This is a genomic window from Motilimonas sp. 1_MG-2023, from assembly GCF_030547455.1.
GTDB lineage: Bacteria > Pseudomonadota > Gammaproteobacteria > Enterobacterales > CBDFNC01 > Motilimonas.
Genome location: NZ_JAUOPX010000013.1, coordinates 25572 through 46365, shown reverse-complemented (window position 1 = coordinate 46365; position 20794 = coordinate 25572). Strand labels below are relative to the sequence as shown.

Below are 20794 nucleotides of genomic sequence, written 5' to 3'. Positions count from 1 at the left end.
TGACTTGATTATGACAGCCAGCTCAGCTGACTGAGTTGTATTGGTTGTTAAATTCGCGCCAAATTGATTTTGGCTTGCTCGATCATTTTTTTACGTGAAAAAATAATGTGCCGACGTTTACCACCGACTTGTCGCCACAGTACACTGGCTCGAATTCCCGATAGCAATAAGGCGCGGATGGTTTGTTGCACCCGAGTTTGCTTTAACTGGTCAGGATTGCCTTGCACTTGAATGCGTGGCCCTAGCGGGCTGATCACATCGCTGTAGATATCGGCGAGGTTACCTAATATTTGTTCGTCAACCAGCTCAAAGTGGGCAGTTTGGCGCTTCACCTGAGTGATCCGTTCGGCCAGCACATTCATGGCATCGTTGCGTTTAGCTAGTTTTTTTTCTAGTGCAAGCAAACCGATCACGTAGCGGGTGATGGCAATATTTTTAGGATCTGTTTGGTTTTCAAGCTGCTCAACTAATACGTTAAAGCCCCGCTTTAGGTTAGCCAGTTCATCGTATACCCCTAATGTTGAATCTGGGTTAGTCACTAGTAACGCATTTAAGGTGTGGCTTAATTGCTCTTGGTTGCAGTTACCAGTACGGGCGATTTCTTCTACCAAAGAAGCTGCTTGCCAAATACCAGCAAAGGCGATGGTGCGATCGTATAATTCTTTACTCATTTGAAGTCGGTTTCTCACGGTATTGGTGATCGATGACGGCGCCGCCAAGGCAGACTTCGTCCAAATAAAATACGGCTGATTGTCCTGGTGTCACAGCTTTCTCTGGCTCATCAAAAGTAACAGACAAGCTATCAGGACCTGTTTGCGTGACGATGCAAGGCACGTCATGTTGACGATAACGTGTTTTTACGGTGCAGCGTAAAGGCGCAGCAAGGGGAGTTCGATTAACCCAATGTACTTGAGTGGCGTCAAAACCATAAGAGAACAGGGCCGGGTGGTTTGCACCTTGGCCGACGACGAGTACATTACGTACCAAATCTTTTTCAACTACATACCAAGGTTCACCGTTACCCTCTTGTAACCCGCCAATATGCAAGCCTTTACGTTGACCTAAGGTGTGATACATCAGCCCTTGATGCTGGCCGATTACGTCGCCTTCAGTGGTTTCGATGTTACCGGGCTGTGCGGGTAAATATTGTTGTAAAAAATCGGTAAATTTACGCTCACCAATAAAGCAAATGCCGGTGCTGTCTTTTTTGTTATGAGTGACTAAACCTCGTTCTTCGGCAATTTTACGTACTTGCGGTTTTTCAATATTACCAACAGGGAATAAAGTTTTGCCGACTTGCTCTGCACTTAAGGTGTAGAGAAAATAGCTTTGATCTTTGTTGTCGTCTAGGCCTCGCAGCATTTGCCATTGGCCATCAACACAACGGTTTTGTACATAGTGGCCCATGGCGATGTAGTCGGCGCCAAGTTCTTCACTGGTAAACTCAAGGAACGCTTTGAATTTGATTTCTTTATTGCAAAGAATATCTGGATTAGGGGTTCGACCTGCTTTGTATTCTTCAAGAAAATGCTCAAATACATTATCCCAATACTCGGCCGCAAAGTTGATAGTGTGCAATGGAATGCCAAGTTTGTCACAAACGGCTTGAGCATCTTTTAAATCTTCGGCTGCCGCGCAGTATTCTTCGTTGTCGTCTTCTTCCCAGTTTTTCATAAACAAGCCTTCAACTTGATAGCCTTGTTGAAGCAATAAATACGCAGATACGGAAGAATCGACACCGCCGGACATACCAACGATTACTTTAGTTTGACTATTGTCTGTCATATTAATTTATTCTCTGGGGAAAAACGGGCGTGATTCTAGCAGAATTTAATGGCCTAAAACAGCTTTGTGAGTTAGACCACAGTTATTTCTTTAATCGGCATTTCTTGTTGTTACCATCGCCATTTTGTCACTTGTTGCTGGCCTTAAACCGTGGCTAAAGGATAATGTTTCACGAGCGACAAGTCGGCTTTTTGGCCCGCGACAAAATCTTCAATCACTTCTAACACTAAGGCACTACGCAGTTTAGTTTGTTCCGTTTCTAACTCTGCTAGGGTGAGCCAATGACAGTTTATGATGTCAGGATCTTGAGGTTTACAGGCTGGCGGCGCTTGGTCAAATTCATAATAAAAGCAAAAGCGTAAGTAAGTGATATTGTTGATTGGACTAGTAAATAAATAGCTACCGACTAACCCTTGTGGGGTAATTGTTAACCCTGTTTCTTCCCAAACTTCACGCGTAACCGCGGCAATCAATGACTCATCAGACTCTAAGTGTCCGGCGGGCTGATTTAATACTGTTCGGCCATTATCTTGCTCTTCAACAACTAGATATTTTTGCTTGTATTTGATGATGCAAGCAACGGTAACATGGGGGCTAAACATGGTCTGAAACCTCTTTATATTGTCCAGAATTAATACCGTCTAGGGTCCAATTGCCTATACGGTAGCGGACTAAACGTAATGTTGGGTGGCCGATATGTGCCGTCATGCGCCTAACCTGACGGTTACGACCTTCACTAATACTAATTGATAGCCAAGTAGTCGGGATGTTTTTACGCTCTCTGATTGGCGGGTTTCGTGGCCAAAGCTTAGGCGAAGCCATCACTTCAACCTTTGCCGGCAAGGTCATGCCGTCTTTGAGCGCTACGCCACTGCGCAATTGTTCAAGTTTTTCAGCATTTGGCTCACCTTCGACTTGAACCCAGTATGTTTTGCTGGTGTTGGCTTTTGGTGATGTTATTTTAGCCTGCAGCTTACCATTATTGGTCAGTACGAGTAGCCCTTCGCTGTCGCGATCTAAACGTCCGGCAGCATACACTTCTGGAATATCAATAAAGTTTTTCAATGTCGCTCGGTTGGCGTCATCAGTGAATTGACTGAGGACGTCAAATGGCTTGTTGAATAAAATAATTCGCGTTTTAGTAGGCGTTGATGTCGCCTTGTGAAATGCTTTAGGTTTTTTGCGTATTGCCGCTTTTCGTTTGCTAAAACTGGTTGCCGATTTGTTTGTTGGGCGTTTTTGGCTCTGTCGTATTGACGATGTTCCCATAGCGGATCAATCAGTGTCATGAAGTGGATGGCGCAATGATAGCAAAGAAAGAGCGAGATAGAAGAGATAAAAAATGCGATTTTTTACTGCAACAAGCTGTTTGCAATGAAGCAGGTGTTTTTTTGAACCAAAGTGCGTAAAATAAAAAAAGCAGGAGAACCTGCTTTTTTTGTCAAGAAGCCTTATTTTTGCTCTAAGGGGCAAATTTCGGTGGCGTGTGAGCCTTTTGGACCTGCGTGCGTTTCAAACTGCACTTGTTGGCCGGCTTTTAGTGTGCGATAGCCCTCCATTTGTATGGTTGAATAATGTGCAAATATGTCTTCACCGCCTTCTTCAGCACAAATAAAGCCAAAACCTTTTGCATTGTTAAACCATTTAACCGTACCGGTTGCCATACATCTGCATCCTTATTGTTGATTGAAATTAACCCTAAAAAATCATGTCTGTTACGCTTTAAGATATCAACGTACAATGATAAATATCATCAATATATCAATTTAGTAAAAATTCAGACATAGTCAAGGTGTTATTGCAAATGAATCGATTTGTTTGTGATGTCCATCGTGACAAAAACTATTTAGCATTCGGCCACCAGAGATACTAGTATTTTACTATGAGCAAAATTCACGAACCTAACCACGACAGTCAGTTACTTGATGAAGTTAAAACCAAAATCCAACCGCCGTCGTTGTATAAGGTAATATTAAATAATGACGATTACACACCGATGGATTTTGTGATAGAAGTGTTACAACGTTTTTTTAACGCGGACATAGATAAGGCCACACAGATTATGTTGAGCGTTCATCACCATGGAAAAGGTATATGTGGCATATATACTGCAGAGATTGCAGAAACTAAAGTTGTTCAAGTTAACACCTATGCACGAGACAATGAACATCCTTTGTTGTGCACCATGGAAAAGGATTAATTGAGCGTTCGTCTTTTCGTCGTAGTATTTTTGGGAGTGTTATATGTTAAATAAAGAGCTAGAGCAAACACTTAACGACGCATTTAAAAGGGCCCGATTACATCGTCATGAATTTATGACGGTTGAGCATTTATTACTTGCCTTGTTAGACAATCCATCCGCCAGTGATGCATTTAAGGCGTGCAGTGCTGATGTTGACGCATTGCGTAAAGAAATCACTGAATTTATTGAACAAACCACGCCTCTTATTCCAGTTGATGATATTGATCGTGAAACCCAGCCAACCTTAGGCTTTCAGCGGGTGTTACAGCGCGCGGTGTTTCACGTTCAGTCTTCGGGAAATACCGAAGTGTCAGGTGCGAATGTGCTAGTGGCCATTTTTAGTGAGCAAGAATCACAGGCCGTATACTTCCTGAAAAAATCCGATATGTCGCGTTTAGACGTGGTGAATTATCTGTCTCATGGTATTCGTAAAAATGATGACAATGAACATAATTCCGGTCCCGATTCACCGATGATGGATGAAGCTGGTGAAGAGGGCAGTGTCAAACTTGAGAATTATGCGGCTAATCTAAATCAGCTGGTTTTAGAAGGCCGTATTGATCCGCTAATAGGACGTGATGAAGAGCTTAATCGCAGTATTCAAGTGCTGTGCCGCCGTCGTAAAAACAATCCACTGTTAGTGGGTGAGGCTGGTGTGGGCAAAACAGCGATTGCCGAGGGCTTAGCTTACCGTATTGTTCACGGTGAAGTACCCGATGTGATTGCTGATAGCACTATCTACTCCCTCGACATGGGCTCTCTGTTAGCGGGTACAAAATACCGTGGTGATTTTGAGAAGCGTTTTAAAAATTTACTTAAACAAATTGAGAAAAAAGATAACGCTATTTTGTTTATTGACGAAATTCATACCATTATTGGCGCAGGGGCCGCTTCAGGTGGGCAAATGGATGCCGCAAACTTGATCAAACCATTGCTAAGTAATGGCTTGCTGCGCTGCATTGGCTCGACCACTTATCAAGAGTACAATCAAATATTTGAGAAAGATCGCGCTTTGGCTCGTCGTTTTCAAAAAGTTGATATTGTCGAGCCGTCAGTCGATGACACGACTCGTATACTGATGGGACTGAAACCTCGCTACGAGCAACACCACGACGTGCGTTACACCGCTAAAGCTTTACGTGCCGCGGCTGAGTTAAGTGCTAAGTATATCAATGAACGCCACCTACCTGATAAGGCTATCGATGTTATTGATGAAGCGGGGGCAAGTGTACGCTTATTGCCGATCAGCAAACGTCGTAAAACCATTAATGTGGGTGATATTGAAGCCATCGTGTCAAAAATGGCTCGAATTCCGAAAAAATCGGTTTCTGCATCTGATAAAGATATTTTGAAAAATCTATCCCGCAATTTGAAAATGGTGGTGTTTGGTCAAGATAATGCCATTGAAGCGCTGACTGACGCGATCCGTTTGAGCCGCTCTGGCTTAGGCAATGAAGTGAAGCCGGTGGGCTCATTTTTGTTTGCAGGCCCAACAGGGGTTGGGAAAACAGAGGTGACCCAACAAATTGCGAAAGTAATGGGCGTTGAGCTTATTCGCTTTGATATGTCAGAGTATATGGAGCGTCACGCGGTCTCTCGCTTAATTGGTGCGCCTCCTGGCTACGTTGGTTATGATCAAGGTGGCATGCTAACCGATGCTGTTATCAAGCACCCACACAGTGTGGTGTTGCTTGATGAAATAGAGAAAGCCCATTCAGATGTGTTTAACTTATTGCTACAAGTAATGGATCACGGCACATTAACTGATAATAATGGCCGTAAGGCTGATTTTCGTAATGTGATTTTAGTGATGACCACTAATGCCGGTGTGCAAGAGACGGTGCGCAATAGCATTGGCTTTAAAGCGCAAGATCAAAGTTATGATGCATTAGACGAGATTAATCGTACTTTCTCACCTGAGTTCAGAAACCGGCTAGACAATATTATTTGGTTTAATCACCTTGATATGGACGTGATTTACCAAGTTGTTGATAAGTTTATCGTGGAGTTGCAAGCTCAACTGGATAAGAAAGGTGTATCTATGGTGGTGGATCAAGATGCAAGAGAGTGGCTTGCTACTAAGGGTTACGATAAGGCAATGGGTGCCCGCCCAATGGCTCGAGTGATCCAAGAGCATCTGAAAAAACCGTTAGCGAATGAAATACTCTTTGGTGGTTTAGTTAGCGGCGGCGATGTGCGTGTGTCTCTGAAAGATGATGAACTTAGATTTAACTATTCAGAAGTGGGTGAGCCTGTTGCTTAGGCCTGAATGGTATAATTGACACCAAAAAAAACCAGCGTAAGCTGGTTTTTTTATGGCGAAGATTATCTTGCGCGGAACACGATACGTCCTTTAGATAGGTCGTAAGGTGTCAAAGCAACAGTCACCTTATCCCCGGTTAGAATGCGAATATAGTTTTTACGCATTTTACCAGATATGTGTGCTGTCACAACATGACCATTTTCTAGTTCTACACGGAACATGGTATTTGGTAGTGTGTCTAACACAGTTCCCTGCATTTCAATATTGTCTTCTTTCGCCATCGAGTCCTCGGTTTGCAATTTAAGCTATTTTTTGACCGCCGAATAATGCCAGATTTGCATGAAAGGGTAAAGAAATGGCTGAATTTAATTCGTGAATTTATGCCAATCACCGCGGATCAAGCGTTCATAGGGTGAAAATCGGGTCTTATAATTCATTTTTTCACAGTCATCGACTTGGTAACCTAGGTATAGCCAAGGTAATGCTAGGCTTTTTGCATAGCTTAATTGTTGCAAAATGGCGAAGGTGCCAAGAGACAAATGCCCAAAGTCAGGGTGAAAAAAAGTATACATCGCACTGAGACTCGCCGTGCCAACATCGGTTACCGCTACTGCAATTAGCGTATCATGGTCATAAAATTCCAAGTAATGCGGTGATAGCCAAGGTGCTAGGACAAACTGCTCGTATTGAATAAGATCGGCCGGATACATGCTGCCGTCTTGATGACGAGTATTAATGTACTTTTTATAGAGCTCGAAATATTCAGGCTTATTCTGATGGCTGATTTTCACGACGATAGCTTGGTTCTTTTTGACTACTCGTTTTTGGCTTTTTGTTAGCTGAATACTATTAACAGGTAAGCGAATTGATTGGCATTGTTGACAGTGGCGGCAGTGAGGACGATAAATGTCTTTGCCACTGCGGCGGAAACCTAGGCTAAGGAGTCGTTCATAGTCGTGAGGGTTGAACATACCCGGATCCATCATTACGAGTAGCTGCTCTTTTTTTTCTGGCAAATAGCTACAAGTATGCTCAGGAGTCAAGCCGACTTTTAAGATAATTTCAGATGAATTGTCTGTTTTGTCCAACATTCTGTTCCTATTGGCTCTTTTGCCAGCCGTTGTACTTGCATGAGAAATCGATTTCGCGTTTGTGACTGAACTCCGAGTGAAGAGAGATGCGGATTTGGAATTTGTGCATCAATTAACTGACCACCATGTTGTCCAAAATGCCGACATAATGCGATAAAAGCCAGTTTTGATGCGTTAGATGCGCGATGAAACATAGATTCACCACAAAATAAACGGCCAATATTGACGCCGTAAATACCGCCCACAAGTTGAGTTTGTTGCCAAACTTCAATCGAGTGGGCATGGCCCAGTTGATGTAGTTGAATGTAAGCCTGCTGCATTTCAGGGGTGATCCAAGTGCCATCATCTTTGTGTTCATCGGCGCAAGCCCTTATTACTTCAGTAAAGCCAATGTTGACGGTAATTTCAAATTTGTGTTGTCGAATGAGGCGTGCCATAGAGCGGCTTATATGTACTTCACCCGGTATAATGGTTGCTCGTTCACTGGGGCTCCACCACATTATGGGTTGGTTATCACTGAACCAAGGGAAAATTCCTTTTTGATAAGCGGCTAATAAACGAGTAGGGCTTAAATCACCACCAACTGCCAGTAGCCCATCAGGTTCGGTTAATGCTAGGCTTGGATCAGGAAATAAACTCGCTTGCTGAGTTAATTGCGTTATAAAATGACTCATGACCATTCAGTAATATTAAGAAGGTAATTATGGCGCATCATAAATACAGTTTGTTGAGGCGACTCGTTTTGATTTGTGTCGCTATGATGGCCTCGAATTTTATCGTAGCTAGTTCTTACGGTGCCGATTTATATCAGCGTAATGTTGCCCGGCCTGTGAATCAAGTGGTATTTGCCTCAGTTGATTCTGCAAGAAATATAACGAAGCAACAAGTGCTCCAGTCAACTCGTCATGGTTGGCATACATTATCTGGCGCACTTATAGGTGGCTTATTAGGTTATCAATTTGGCGATGGAACGGGGCAAATCGTTGCTACTACCGCTGGGGCTGTGTTGGGGGCTGGGATAGCAGATTACCGTTCACAAACGCCGATTGTCTTGGAGTATCAGTTGGTTGAGCTGTTGTTAAAAACCGAGCAGGGCGAATTAATTAATGTTATTCAAGATAAAGATCCCAATATGAGGTTTAAACGAGGGGACGCCGTTCGTATCTTGTATTTCGATGAAGGCGTTAGAGTTGACCTGGCCTATTAATATAGGGGCTTAGACCCTCATTTAAGTGTTAAAAATCAGCGTCGGTATCGTTGTAAACGCGATTGCGACCATCGTTTTTTGCTTCGTAAAGTAATTTGTCGGCACGATTAAGTTGGCTGTCTAATGAATCACCAATGAAGTTACTCACGCCAAAACTAGCGGTTATCCAAACGTCTTGCTCATTAGCCACGATTGGGCTTTGTGCCAGTTTCTCTCTGAATTTGTTGAGTCGCGAACTGGCGAGTTCGTTGTCTGTGTCTGTCATTAGGATACAAAACTCCTCGCCGCCGAGACGAGCCACAACAGATTCTGGAAAGCAGATTGTGAGCATATTGGCAACGTGTTTTAGGGCGATATCACCTACCTCATGACCATAGGTATCATTCACTTCTTTAAAGTGGTCAATATCCATGCAGGTTACAGCTAAACTGTATTGGCCCTGCTTTGCCCTGGCGTGAAGTTGAGCCCCTTGAATGAAGAGGTAACGGCGATTATACAATTTTGTCATAAAATCACGATTGGCTGTCGCTTGGATTTCAGCAACCAGTTCAATGTGGTCCAAGGTTTGATTTACTCGGCAGTATAATTCTTCATGAATGAACGGTTTACTCAGAAAATCATTGGCGCCATGTTTAATGAAACGTGCCGACAGTGAAGGTTCATTGGCAGATGAAAGCCCGATAATGGCCAATTGATTTTTATCGAAGCGTTGACGCAAGGCTTGAACGAGTTGAAAGCCGTCCATATTTGGCATGTTATAATCAGTCAAAAGAATCTTTATGTCGGGCTCTTGTTCTAACATTGAGAGTGCTGCCACACCATCATTGGCGGTGTAAACTTGGAATAAATGCTGTTTTAACAGTCCCTCCAAATAGCTACGTGATACCTTAGAATCTTCTACTACCAGCAGTTTTATAAACTGATTCTTGTGTAAACGCTGCAATAAGCTAATGGCATAATTAAAAGAATAGGTACTGTCTTTAATGACGTAATCAACCACACCCATATTGAGCAATTTTTCACGCATTGTCTCGTTATAATCACCCGTTAATACAATAGAAGGAAGTTGATGAGCCAGTGTGTAAGCAACGGCTTCGCCGGGTGCGGCGTCGGGGAGATTTAAGTCAACCATGGCAGCAAAGTACGCTTTGCTGCCATTATTTTTTATCAATGCTCTGCATTCAGCCATGCTCTTTGCAGAGTCGGTAGGGATGTTTAAGGTTTTTTGGATCACTTGCAGTAAGATATTTCTAACCGTACTGCTATCTTCGATGACCAGTATTTTTTTCATCCCTATCTCATTTTTTATTTCACTATATTATCAAGATAGCGCTCAGCGTCTAATGCTGCCATACAACCACTGCCAGCAGAAGTAATTGCTTGTCGATAAATGTGATCTGCAACATCACCCGCTGCAAACACACCTTCAACACTGGTTTGTGTCGCGTTACCTTGAGTACCTGATTGGATAGTTAAGTAACCATCTTTCATTTCAAGTTGGCCTTTAAATATTTCCGTATTCGGGCTGTGGCCAATCGCGACAAAAACACCCATTACATCAACGTTCTCTGTTGCATCTGACTGTGTATCTTTAATGCGCATACCCGTTACGCCCATCTCATCGCCCAACACTTCATCTAAGGTGCGGTTTAAGTGTAGGGTGATGTTGCCGTTTGCTACTTTATCTTGTAGACGGTCAAGCAAAATCTTTTCCGAGCGGAATGTTTCACGGCGGTGAACTAAATGTACTTCAGAAGCAATGTTAGATAGGTATAACGCTTCTTCAACTGCGGTATTACCGCCGCCAATGACAGCTACTTTTTGATTGCGGTAAAAGAAACCGTCACAGGTGGCACATGCCGATACGCCGCGGCCTTTAAATGCTTCTTCAGACGGTAAACCTAAATAACGAGCTGATGCGCCAGTTGCGATGATCAGCGCATCACAGGTATATACGCCGCTGTCGCCAGTTAGCGTAAATGGCTTATTTTTCACATCAACGGTGTGAATATGGTCAAATAAAATCTCTGTTTCAAAACGCTCTGCATGTTCTTTCATTCGATCCATTAATGCTGGACCCGTTAGGCCATGTGCATCGCCAGGCCAGTTTTCAACTTCTGTGGTGGTAGTTAATTGACCACCTTGTTGCATGCCTGTTACCAATACCGGATTTAAGTTGGCACGTGCAGCGTAAACAGCGGCAGTGTAACCAGCAGGGCCGGAGCCTAAAATTAATAATTTACAGTGTTTTGGTTCGCTCATTGCAAGTCTCTTCTAGTAATGCTTGAGGTGATTGTATGGAAATAATAACAGTGGGTAAAGCGGCGAAATATATCTACAGAATAAATCACCGCTAACTAGCAAAAATGGTCAACGGATAAAAGTATCGACAGAACAATTTGTTATATTTTATAAAAAAAGGAGCTGAAAATATAAGCTCCTTTTGAGTTTTTTTATAAATTAAGCACCTGAGTGGTTGAGATCCAGGGCTTTTGCTGGCTAATTGCGACTTGCTCATTAGTAATCTGGCCGTTAAATACATTTAGTCCAGCCAGCAAGCCCGGATCTTGACGCATGGCCTCCACAGCGCCGAGCTCTGCCAGTTTAATAACATAGGGAAGGGTGGCATGATTGAGAGCAAAAGTGGCCGTTCGAGCGACTGCGCCTGGCATGTTGGCAACACAATAATGCACTATGTTATCAACGATATAAATAGGATCATCGTGGGTGGTTGGATGAGAAGTTTCGCAGCAGCCTCCTTGGTCTATTGCAACATCAACAATTACCGCACCCGGTTTCATTTTTTTCAGTAATGCTTTTGTGATGAGTTTCGGTGCGGCTGCGCCGGGTAGCAGTACGGCAGCAATCACTAGATCGGCACGGATCACTTCTTGTTCTAAGTTTTCTGCATTTGAGTAAAGGGTCGTCAAGGTATTAGCATATTGCCGATCCAGTTGTTCTAAAGTATTAATATTCTTATCTAAAACAGTTACATCCGCGCCCATGCCGATCGCAATCTTAATGGCATTTTGACCCACCTTACCGCCGCCAATAACCAGCACTTTAGCGGGTGCGACACCAGGCACCCCTGCTAACAGTAACCCTCTGCCACCCCAAGACTTTTCAAGAGCCATCGCACCGGCTTGGATGGCCATTCTACCAGCCACTTCAGACATCGGTGACAGTAAAGGTAGTGTGCCATTTTTATCAGTAACAGTTTCATATGCTATACATGTGGCTCGACTCTTGATAAGATCCTCAGTTTGGAGCAGATCTGGCGCTAAATGTAAATAGGTAAAAAGAACGTGTTCAGGTTTAAGTAATGCTCGTTCTGACGCTTGAGGCTCTTTTACCTTGACTATCATCTCAGATTTTGAGAATAGTTCACTAGCACTGGCAACTATGTTTGCTCCAGCTGCTTTAAACTCAGCATCGGTGAGGTCAATTCCTGCACCGGCATTAGTTTCAATATTGACTATGTGGCCTAAGCGAGTTAACTCTCGCACACTAGATGGGACTAAGCCAACGCGGTACTCGTGATTTTTGATTTCTTTTGGTACGCCAATAATCATTATTCACCTCACTCATTGTTGGGGTTGGGTTGAGAAATATAAAAGGTTATCACGCTAGTATAGGCGGAAAAATAACCGCCCATGCACCTATAATTAAATTTAAAGCGTGATATTATTTTACTGGGATGTAATTAAATGGAATATAATAATGATGGAAGTAAATACTAGACCACTTAAGGATTTGGATCGCATTGACCGTAATATCTTAAATGAATTACAAAAAGATGGCCGAATTTCTAATGTTGAGCTCTCAAAGCGTGTTGGCTTAAGCCCAACACCTTGTTTAGAACGTGTACGCCGCCTTGAACGCCAAGGTTACATTAAGGGCTACACAGCAATTCTAAACCCATTATACCTAGATGCATCCTTGTTGGTGTTTGTTGAAATCACCCTTAATCGCGGCGCGCCGGATGTATTTGAGCAATTCAACAGTGCAGTTCAGGAATTAGAAGAAATTCAAGAATGTCATCTTGTCTCTGGCGATTTTGATTACTTACTAAAAACCCGCGTGTGTGACATGTCGGCTTACCGCAAATTGCTAGGTGAAACCTTGTTGCGGTTACCTGGTGTTAACGATACTCGCACTTATGTGGTGATGGAAGAAGTGAAACAGTCCAATTCTTTAGTGATAAAGACTCGCTAAGCTTTACCTTAGCAGTTAAATGGATACAATAAAGAGCGGCTTATTGCCGCTTTTTTATTTTCTCTTCAGGCGTTTAAAATGAACAAGGAATTAAGCTTGACCCAAGCAAAACCCATGTCTTCTTTATCTGGTGTTGCCCGCATTCTAGAAGTCAGTCTAATTATCTGTCATGCCTTTGCTATTTTCATGATGCTGTCATTAATCACTTTCCACCCTTCTGATCCCAGTTGGACGCAAACGGCATGGGAAGGCTCTATCCATAACTCAGGTGGGGCAGCGGGGGCTTGGTTAGCGGATATTTTGTTGTTTGCCTTTGGTATTGCCGCTTACTTGATGCCATTTGTTACAGTGGCCATAGCGTGGCTATTATTCTGGAAGCCTAAGGGGCTGCTTTCTTTAGATTATTTAGCGCTGGGTTTACGAATTATAGGGTTTATTTTTATTGTCCTTGGGGTGACGGCACTGGCCGCGCTTAATTTTGATGATATTTATTACTTCTCAAGTGGTGGTGTGATCGGAGACATTCTGTCTCAATCAATGGTGAGTTATTTTGGTTTATTGGGCTCAACACTGATTTTACTCAGTTTTATCGCGACAGGTTTTACCCTCTTTACGGGGATTTCACTATTAATGTTTATTGATAAACTGGGTGAATACTGTATCAAGTTAGGGCGGCTGTTATTGAATGCGCCGACTGCATGGCGTGAGTTTAAAGCGCAACGCAGCGCCAATAAATCGAAACAAGAAGCGGAAGATGTGCTGTTCGCGAAAGAGTTACCAAAGCAAAAAGATGATAAATCTGAGCGTAATGATCCTCCTTTACCTAGCCTAGATAAAATTTTGCCTGAGTTTGAGTCTTCATTGAATGAACAAGTTAAGCAGACTAAACCACAGGCTAAGAAAGAGCCTCCTGCTGTCACAGAGGTTGCCTCAACAACAGCACCAGAGCCAATCAATAGCGAACTCGATGATTTGAGTATGCCGTGGATGCCAGACTTAGATGACGACGAGGATGATTTCGGCCCCTCTTTTTCGCATTCTCCTACTGACGCTACCGATTCGCCTAAAGTGGCGCAGATGGTCAGTAAACACAGCAGCAAGCAGCCAACCTTGGCAGATGCAGTCGCTGACTTGCAGAAAAAACAGGCGATGCCACCGTTAGCCCCTTTGCCATCGGTTGACCTGCTCGACAGACCCAATAAGTCAGAAAATCCGATTAGCCAAGAAGAATTGGATCAAGTTTCCCGTTTGGTTGAAGCCAAGTTATTAGATTTTAACGTGCAAGCTAAGGTGATGGAAGTCTTCCCCGGTCCTGTGATTACACGTTTTGAATTAGACCTAGCACCGGGTATTAAAGTCAGTAAAATTAGCGGACTGGCAAAAGATTTAGCACGTGCGCTATCGGCTATCAGTGTGCGCGTGGTTGAGGTGATCCCGGGTAAAACCTATATTGGCTTAGAACTGCCAAACAAATACCGTGAAACGGTTTATTTGCGCGAAGTGCTCGATTGCCCATTGTTCACTGAAAGTAATTCTCCATTAACCATGGTGCTGGGCAGTGATATTGCTGGTAAACCCGTGGTGGTTGACCTAGCGAAAATGCCGCACTTGCTGGTGGCGGGTACCACCGGCTCAGGTAAATCAGTTGGTGTTAACTGTATGATAGTCAGCTTATTGTACAAGTCATCACCGGAAGATGTGCGGATGATTATGATCGATCCTAAGATGCTTGAATTGTCAGTTTATGAGGGCATTCCGCATCTGCTGTCAGAAGTGGTAACTGATATGAAAGACGCTGCCAATGCACTGCGTTGGTGTGTGGGTGAGATGGAGCGCCGCTATAAGTTGATGTCAGCGGTCGGTGTGCGTAACTTAAAAGGCTATAACGCTAAGGTGAAGGCTGCTATTGATTCGGGTAACCCTATGGTTGATCCCCTTTGGAAGCCGGGTGACAGCATGGATGAGTTAGCTCCTGAGCTAACTAAACTGCCGAGTATTGTTGTAGTGGTTGATGAATTTGCTGACATGATGATGATTGTCGGTAAGAAAGTAGAAGAGCTAATCGCGCGTATTGCGCAAAAAGCGCGTGCCGCGGGGATCCATTTAATTCTCGCTACCCAGCGTCCATCGGTAGATGTCATTACTGGCTTAATCAAGGCTAATATCCCAACCAGAATGGCGTTTCAAGTGTCCAGTAAAATTGATTCGCGCACTATTTTAGATCAACAAGGTGCGGAATCATTATTGGGAATGGGCGATATGATATATTTGCCTCCGGGCACCTCAATTCCAACGCGCGTTCATGGCGCATTTGTTGATGATCATGAAGTACATAAAGTGGTTGCAGATTGGAAGTTACGTGGTGAACCAAATTATATTGATGATATTTTATCGGGTGATACCACTGCCGAAAATATGTTGCCGGGTGAAATGTCTGAGTCTGACGAAGAAGTTGATGCTTTCTATGATGAAGCCGTTGCCTTTGTAACAGAAACACGCCGTGGCTCTGTATCAGGCGTACAACGTAAATTTAAAATAGGTTACAACCGCGCGGCACGTATTGTTGAGCAAATGGAGCAACAAGGCATTGTGAGTGCGCCGGGCCATAATGGCAATCGTGAAGTATTAGCTCCCCCTCCGCCAAGGAATTAAGATGAACAAATTATCGTTATTATTAACATCAGGCTTCACCTCATTGATGTTGTTTTCAAGCTCAGTGTGGGCCGATGCCGCGCAAGATCTACAGCAGAAGCTACATAAAGTATCGCAGTTCTCAGCTAACTTTTCGCAGCAAGTATTAGATTTAGATGGAAAAGTGATCCAAGAAGCATCAGGAGAGCTTAACGTTGCCCATCCGGATAAATTTCGTTGGCAAGTATTGATGCCTGATGAAGAGTTAGTGTTGTCAAATGGTAATACGGTGTGGGTTTACAGCCCATTTGTTGAGCAAGTCACTTTGCTCGATCAAGCCGACGCCGTTGCGGGGACGCCTTTTCTATTATTGGCATCGACCGATAAAGCTGTCTGGCAGCAATACGAGGTTGTGGCTAAACAGCAAGAATTTGTTATTAAGCCAAAGGATGAGCAAGCCAGTATTGCTGAATTTACCATGAAGTTTAATCAAAAAGATCAACTGATCGGTTTTAGCATTAAAGAGCGCCAAGGCCAAACCAGTCAGTTTGTGCTAACCGAATTTAACTCGAAAAATACATTTAAAGACAGCGACTTCGAATTTGTCATCCCGGAAGGGGTTGAGGTTGACGACCAGCGTTAATGGATAACTTAAGTCTTAATTTTGCGCCTGACTTTAGGCCGTTGGCGGCGCGGATGCGGCCAACGAGCCTTGAGCATTATGTTGGCCAGCAACATATCATCGGCCCCGAGCAACCCTTAAGAAAAGCCCTTGAAGCGGGCTTTTGTCATTCTATGATCTTGTGGGGACCGCCGGGTACAGGGAAAACGACCTTGGCCGAGTTAGCTGCTCAATATTGTGACGCAAAGGTTGAGCGTTTGTCGGCGGTTACGTCAGGGGTAAAAGATATTCGCGCTGCTATTGAGCGCGCGCAGCAAAATGGTCAACAGGGCCAACGTACCTTGTTATTTGTCGATGAGGTGCATCGCTTTAATAAAAGTCAGCAAGATGGTTTTTTACCTTACATTGAAGATGGCACCATTACTTTTATTGGTGCCACCACAGAAAATCCCTCGTTTGAACTCAATAACGCACTGCTCTCGCGAGCCCGTGTTTATGTGTTAAAAAAGCTCGAAACAACTGACTTATTAGCCATGATAGAGCGTGCTGTTAAGCAAGGTTTTACCGATGTGTCGGTCACGCTAGCTGATGGTTTGGCGGAAAAGACGGTTCAATTAGCGGGTGGCGATGGCCGTAAAGTCCTTAATTTTATTGAATTGATGGTTGATATGGCCGACTTAGTCAATGGCGAGAAACGATTGACTGAGGATTTACTCAAAGCGGTGGCGGGTAGGCCATTGGCCAGCATTGATAAGCAAGGCGATATCTATTTTGATTTAATCTCTGCCTTGCACAAGTCCATTCGCGGCTCTGCGCCTGATGCTGCACTTTATTGGTATGCACGGATGTTAACAGCAGGGTGCGATCCTTTGTATATTGCGCGGCGCTGTTTAGCTATTGCATCAGAAGATGTGGGAAATGCCGATCCACGTGCCATGCAAGTCGCGGTGTCAGCCTGGGATTGTTTTAGTCGCGTTGGCCCTGCTGAAGGTGAGCGCGCGATTGCACAGGCCATTGTTTATCTGGCTTGTGCACCAAAAAGTAATGCTGTTTATAACGCGTTTAAAGCGGCCCTTCGTGATGCCAAAGAACATGGCGATGCGCCTGTACCAGTACATTTACGTAATGCGCCAACCCAGCTACTCGCTGAGTTAGGGCATGGCGCAGAGTATCGCTATGCTCATAATGAACCTAATGCTTATGCCGCAGGTGAAAACTACTTCCCGGACTCACTCGCTCATCAACAATATTACTTTCCAACCGAGCGCGGCTTGGAAAAACAAATTTCAGATAAGCTTAATTGGCTGCGCGAGCAAGACCAATTAAGTGAGAACAAACGCTATGACTAATTACACAGCACTGGCATTTGTTGCGTGTGGTGGCGCGACAGGGGCGTGTTTGCGCTTTCTTATCAGTAATTGGGCCCTTGCTACTTTTGGAAAGGGCTTCCCTTTTGGTACACTGATAGTCAATGTGATTGGCTCATTGTTAATGGGGATTATCTTTGCTTTATTAGAGCAAAATATTCTCAATACCAATCCTTGGAAACAGTTAATTGGCGTTGGCCTACTCGGTGCGTTAACCACGTTTTCCACGTTTTCCATGGACAGTTTATTGCTCATCCAACAAGGTGAGCTAATCAAAGCCGTATTAAATGTCGTTATCAATGTGGTGATTTGTATTATCGCTGCGTGGATCGGCACCCAATTAATAATAAAAAGTTAAAGGTTAAGCATGTTAGATCCTAAATTTTTGCGTGGTGATTTAAACGAAGTTGCGGCTAAATTGGCCTCACGCGGTTATGAACTTGATGTTGAAAAGCTCAATGCATTAGAAAATCAACGTAAAGAGCTACAAGTTCGCACTGAGAATCTACAAGCTGAGCGTAACAGTCGATCCAAATCTATCGGTGCTGCCGCCAAACGGGGTGAAGACATTGCACCTCTACGCGCTGAAATGAATAAGTTCGGTGCAGAGCTTGATGCGGCTAAAGAGCAACTAACTGCATTGATGACTGAACTTAATGAGCTGTCATTAAGTATTCCTAATTTACCTCATGAGTCGGTGCCTGTCGGTAAAGATGAGACTAAAAACCTTGAAGTTCGCCGTTGGGGTGAGCCAAAGGCTTATGATTTTGAAGTTAAAGATCACGTTGATTTAGGCGAAGCCTTGGGTGGGTTAGATTTTCCTGCAGCCGTTAAAATCACCGGCTCTCGTTTCATTGTGATGCAGGGACAAATTGCCCGTATGCACCGTGCACTGGCCCAGTTTATGTTGGATCTGCATACCACCGAACACGGTTACACTGAAATGTACGTGCCTTACTTAGTCAATGCTGACAGCTTATATGGCACCGGTCAGTTGCCTAAGTTTGGTGGCGATCTTTTCCATACCCAGCCAGCGACAGAAGAAGGCCAAGGTTTATCTTTGATCCCAACAGCTGAAGTGCCGCTCACAAACATGTCGCGCGATACGATTTACGCTGAATCTGATTTACCCATTAAGATGACGGCGCACACACCGTGTTTTCGTAGTGAAGCGGGCTCTTACGGCCGCGATACCCGTGGTTTAATTCGTCAGCATCAGTTCGACAAAGTTGAAATGGTGCAATTAGTGCATCCTGAGCAGAGCTTTGCAGCGTTAGATGAGTTAACCGGTCATGCGGAAGCCGTATTGCAAAAGCTAGGCTTGCCGTATCGCGTAATGGCGCTATGTACTGGTGACATGGGCTTTGGCGCAACTAAAACGTTTGATTTAGAAGTATGGTTACCGGCGCAAAACACCTATCGTGAAATTTCATCTTGCTCTAACGTGGGTGATTTCCAAGCGCGTCGTTTACAAGCACGTTTTCGTCCAGAAGGCGCGAAAAAGCCTGAACTTATCCATACCTTAAATGGCTCTGGTTTAGCGGTTGGGCGCACTTTGGTTGCGGTGTTAGAAAATTACCAGATGGCCGATGGCCGTATCGAAGTGCCAGCTGTGCTAGTGCCTTACATGGGTGGACTGACTCATCTCGGTTAAATTGTTTGGCTAACAAACATAAATAAGCAATAAAAATGCCGCTCAATTGAGCGGCATTTTTATATTAACTTTGCAAGCTTACGCTTCATTATGCTGATAGATATGAACGTCTCGTTGCGGGAAGGGGATACTTATTTTTTCTTCATCGAAACGCAGCTTAACGGAGCGAGTAACGTCCCAGTAAACATTCCAGTAGTCTTCATTTTTAACCCAAGGACGAACTGCAAAATCGACGGAAGATTCACCTAATGCGTGCACTTTAACCATATATGGGTGAGCATCATCTTTTAGTACAGCAGGATGGGCTTCTAAGATCTCGGTTAACACCGCTTCTGCTTTACGAATATCATCGCCGTAGCCAATACCAAAGAGCATATCCACGCGACGAAAGTGTTCAGCCGAAATATTATTGATGGTATCTCCCCAAATCTTATTATTCGGTATGATAAGACGCTGGTGATCGATAGTTTTTATGGTCGTTGATACTAAGCTCATATGACTAACGTTGCCGCGTACACCGCCCGCCACTTCAACGTAGTCGCCCACGTCAAATGGGCGGTAAATTAAGATCATCATACCGGAAGCAAAGTTAGACAGCGTGTCTTGCAAGGCAAGGCCAATTACAATACCTGCAACGCCAAAGCCAGCTAAAAGTGGGCCTAACTCAACACCAAGCTGAGAAATACCAACCATGATGCCGAACACATAAACAATTTTAGCGGATAAGTTTATGAAAAATTCTTGCATGAGTACGCTAAATTTCATGGTTGAATGTGACACGCTGCGTTTGACTGCTTTCTTTACTAAACGGGCAATGCTTCTGGTCACAACCAGAATAAGCCCAAAGAGCAACAGTCGCATGACTAGGGTAGGGGTATGCTCTAATGCCCAAGACTTCAAACTACCAAGCCATTGCTGAGCCAGTCCTGAAACTACATTTAGGTCCAGTACATCAACCGTTATTGCGCCAGTAATACTGAATATGAGCTGCTTGTATTCAGAAGTATCTAGCTGGTATCGGTCCATGATATTGACAGTATTTTCAAGGTTATTGACTAACCAATAGTTGTTGTCGGTAAGGGTTTGTAATGATTGCTGGATGGGGGCTTTATCACTTTCGACGGCAGAGTCTAATCGTGCTTTCAAATCAGCTTGTCGTTTAGTAAAAAAACGGAGCATGTTACTTAATAATTTTGCTCGTCCGTCTAATTCTATTTTAAATGTGTGTAGCTCTTTCGCCACATCTAGGTCAAGCTGAATGGCCCAAGCGAAAGTATCCGATAGTGCTAGATAATGTCCATCGATCACATTAAACAACTCTTGTGATACATGGGTCAGTTCAGCCTTGTCTTCCCCTTGACTTTGTTCCCCTAGCTTTAGTGAGTCGGTGAGCTCAGCTTTTGTTAACTCAAGCGCTTGGTTTAAAAAAGCCAATTGCGCAAAAATATAGGGGGCAACTTCATCTTGATGGCTTTTGCCATATTGATTGATGATGCTTGCAAGATCCTTTCTTAGTTTCTGATTCTGACGTTGTACTACATCTTCAAAGTATAAGCGTTCTTCTTGATGCGACTGAGCCAGCTTAGATTGTTCAGATTTAAGCGCTTCTTGTGCTTGCGCGATATGCTCGAGTTGTTCGCTCAAACTCGATGCAAAGCCAATATTTGAGAAGCCAAGTAGTAGTAACAAGAAAGCAATGGATAAATAAGGTCTCATT

21 protein-coding genes are annotated in these 20794 nt (G+C 43.8%); 9 read left to right on the top strand and 12 right to left on the bottom strand.

Annotation, left to right across the window (positions count from 1 at the left end; genetic code table 11):
* Positions 1-47: 47 nt before the first annotated feature.
* From hflD to cspD, 5 genes are all read right to left on the bottom strand, one after another.
* Complete coding sequence (gene hflD / locus Q4519_RS09055) at positions 48-671, bottom strand: high frequency lysogenization protein HflD (RefSeq protein WP_303511704.1); 624 nt, start codon at positions 669-671, stop codon at positions 48-50.
* Positions 664-1785, bottom strand: coding sequence for a tRNA 2-thiouridine(34) synthase MnmA (gene mnmA / locus Q4519_RS09050; RefSeq protein ID WP_303511702.1), 1122 nt, complete (start codon positions 1783-1785; stop codon positions 664-666). Before mnmA ends, hflD begins: the two co-directional genes overlap by 8 nt.
* A 143-nt stretch (positions 1786-1928) precedes the next feature.
* Positions 1929-2387, bottom strand: coding sequence for an NUDIX hydrolase (locus Q4519_RS09045; RefSeq protein ID WP_232800555.1), 459 nt, complete (start codon positions 2385-2387; stop codon positions 1929-1931).
* Entirely contained in the window at positions 2380-3054 is a 675-nt protein-coding gene (locus Q4519_RS09040; protein ID WP_232800556.1) for a pseudouridine synthase, read from the bottom strand. Before Q4519_RS09040 ends, Q4519_RS09045 begins: the two co-directional genes overlap by 8 nt.
* Before the next feature lie 182 nt (positions 3055-3236).
* A complete protein-coding gene (cspD, locus tag Q4519_RS09035; protein ID WP_232800557.1) occupies positions 3237-3449 on the bottom strand; it encodes a cold shock domain-containing protein CspD in 213 nt (70 codons plus the stop codon).
* Positions 3450-3667: 218 nt separating this feature from the next.
* Here cspD and clpS point away from each other — a divergent pair, with 218 nt between their 5' ends.
* Positions 3668-3985, top strand: coding sequence for an ATP-dependent Clp protease adapter ClpS (gene clpS, locus Q4519_RS09030; RefSeq protein WP_232800558.1), 318 nt, complete (start codon positions 3668-3670; stop codon positions 3983-3985).
* A gap of 43 nt (positions 3986-4028) precedes the next feature.
* Positions 4029-6290, top strand: a complete 2262-nt coding sequence (clpA, locus tag Q4519_RS09025; RefSeq protein ID WP_232800559.1) for an ATP-dependent Clp protease ATP-binding subunit ClpA — start codon at positions 4029-4031, stop codon at positions 6288-6290.
* 62 nt (positions 6291-6352) lie between these two features.
* Here clpA and infA read toward each other — a convergent pair whose 3' ends face one another.
* The 3 genes from infA to aat all read right to left on the bottom strand — a co-directional run bounded on the left by infA (position 6353) and on the right by aat (position 8055).
* Complete coding sequence (gene infA / locus Q4519_RS09020) at positions 6353-6571, bottom strand: translation initiation factor IF-1 (RefSeq protein WP_119910160.1); 219 nt, start codon at positions 6569-6571, stop codon at positions 6353-6355.
* 84 nt (positions 6572-6655) lie between these two features.
* Positions 6656-7381 carry an arginyltransferase gene (locus Q4519_RS09015; protein WP_232800560.1) on the bottom strand — a complete coding sequence of 242 codons (726 nt, stop codon included), beginning with the start codon at positions 7379-7381 and terminating at the stop codon, positions 6656-6658.
* Complete coding sequence (aat, locus tag Q4519_RS09010) at positions 7342-8055, bottom strand: leucyl/phenylalanyl-tRNA--protein transferase (protein ID WP_303511698.1); 714 nt, start codon at positions 8053-8055, stop codon at positions 7342-7344. Before aat ends, Q4519_RS09015 begins: the two co-directional genes overlap by 40 nt.
* A gap of 29 nt (positions 8056-8084) precedes the next feature.
* On the opposite strand from aat, the gene Q4519_RS09005 reads away from it, so the two are divergent.
* On the top strand, positions 8085-8588 hold the full coding sequence (locus tag Q4519_RS09005; RefSeq protein ID WP_232800562.1) for a glycine zipper 2TM domain-containing protein: 504 nt from the start codon (positions 8085-8087) through the stop codon (positions 8586-8588).
* A 28-nt stretch (positions 8589-8616) separates the two neighbouring features.
* Here the strand turns inward: Q4519_RS09005 and Q4519_RS09000 are convergent, their stop codons facing one another.
* The 3 genes from Q4519_RS09000 to ald form a co-directional block, all read right to left on the bottom strand.
* A complete protein-coding gene (locus Q4519_RS09000; protein WP_303511695.1) occupies positions 8617-9879 on the bottom strand; it encodes a diguanylate cyclase in 1263 nt (420 codons plus the stop codon).
* A gap of 14 nt (positions 9880-9893) precedes the next feature.
* On the bottom strand, positions 9894-10850 hold the full coding sequence (trxB, locus tag Q4519_RS08995) for a thioredoxin-disulfide reductase (RefSeq protein ID WP_232800564.1): 957 nt from the start codon (positions 10848-10850) through the stop codon (positions 9894-9896).
* A gap of 191 nt (positions 10851-11041) precedes the next feature.
* A complete protein-coding gene (gene ald / locus Q4519_RS08990) occupies positions 11042-12160 on the bottom strand; it encodes an alanine dehydrogenase (protein WP_232800565.1) in 1119 nt (372 codons plus the stop codon).
* Positions 12161-12308: 148 nt separating this feature from the next.
* On the opposite strand from ald, the gene lrp reads away from it, so the two are divergent.
* The 6 genes from lrp to serS all read left to right on the top strand — a co-directional run bounded on the left by lrp (position 12309) and on the right by serS (position 19077).
* Complete coding sequence (lrp, locus tag Q4519_RS08985) at positions 12309-12803, top strand: leucine-responsive transcriptional regulator Lrp (protein ID WP_232800566.1); 495 nt, start codon at positions 12309-12311, stop codon at positions 12801-12803.
* A 78-nt stretch (positions 12804-12881) separates the two neighbouring features.
* The gene (locus Q4519_RS08980; RefSeq protein WP_303511692.1) at positions 12882-15455 is read left to right on the top strand and encodes a DNA translocase FtsK; all 2574 of its coding nucleotides are present in this window, start codon (positions 12882-12884) and stop codon (positions 15453-15455) included.
* 1 nt (position 15456) lies between these two features.
* The gene (gene lolA, locus Q4519_RS08975) at positions 15457-16077 is read left to right on the top strand and encodes an outer membrane lipoprotein chaperone LolA (RefSeq protein WP_303511690.1); all 621 of its coding nucleotides are present in this window, start codon (positions 15457-15459) and stop codon (positions 16075-16077) included.
* Positions 16077-17405: a replication-associated recombination protein A gene (locus Q4519_RS08970; RefSeq protein WP_232800569.1), complete on the top strand. Its 1329-nt coding sequence runs from the start codon at positions 16077-16079 to the stop codon at positions 17403-17405. The genes lolA and Q4519_RS08970 overlap by 1 nt, the downstream gene beginning before the upstream one ends.
* The gene (crcB, locus tag Q4519_RS08965; protein WP_232800570.1) at positions 17398-17781 is read left to right on the top strand and encodes a fluoride efflux transporter CrcB; all 384 of its coding nucleotides are present in this window, start codon (positions 17398-17400) and stop codon (positions 17779-17781) included. Before Q4519_RS08970 ends, crcB begins: the two co-directional genes overlap by 8 nt.
* Positions 17782-17790: 9 nt before the next feature.
* Positions 17791-19077 (top strand): serine--tRNA ligase, encoded by a 1287-nt coding sequence (serS, locus tag Q4519_RS08960; protein ID WP_303511687.1) that lies wholly within the window; start codon positions 17791-17793, stop codon positions 19075-19077.
* A gap of 78 nt (positions 19078-19155) precedes the next feature.
* Here the strand turns inward: serS and Q4519_RS08955 are convergent, their stop codons facing one another.
* Complete coding sequence (locus Q4519_RS08955) at positions 19156-20793, bottom strand: mechanosensitive ion channel family protein (protein ID WP_232800572.1); 1638 nt, start codon at positions 20791-20793, stop codon at positions 19156-19158.
* Between the last annotated feature and the right edge of the window lies 1 nt (position 20794).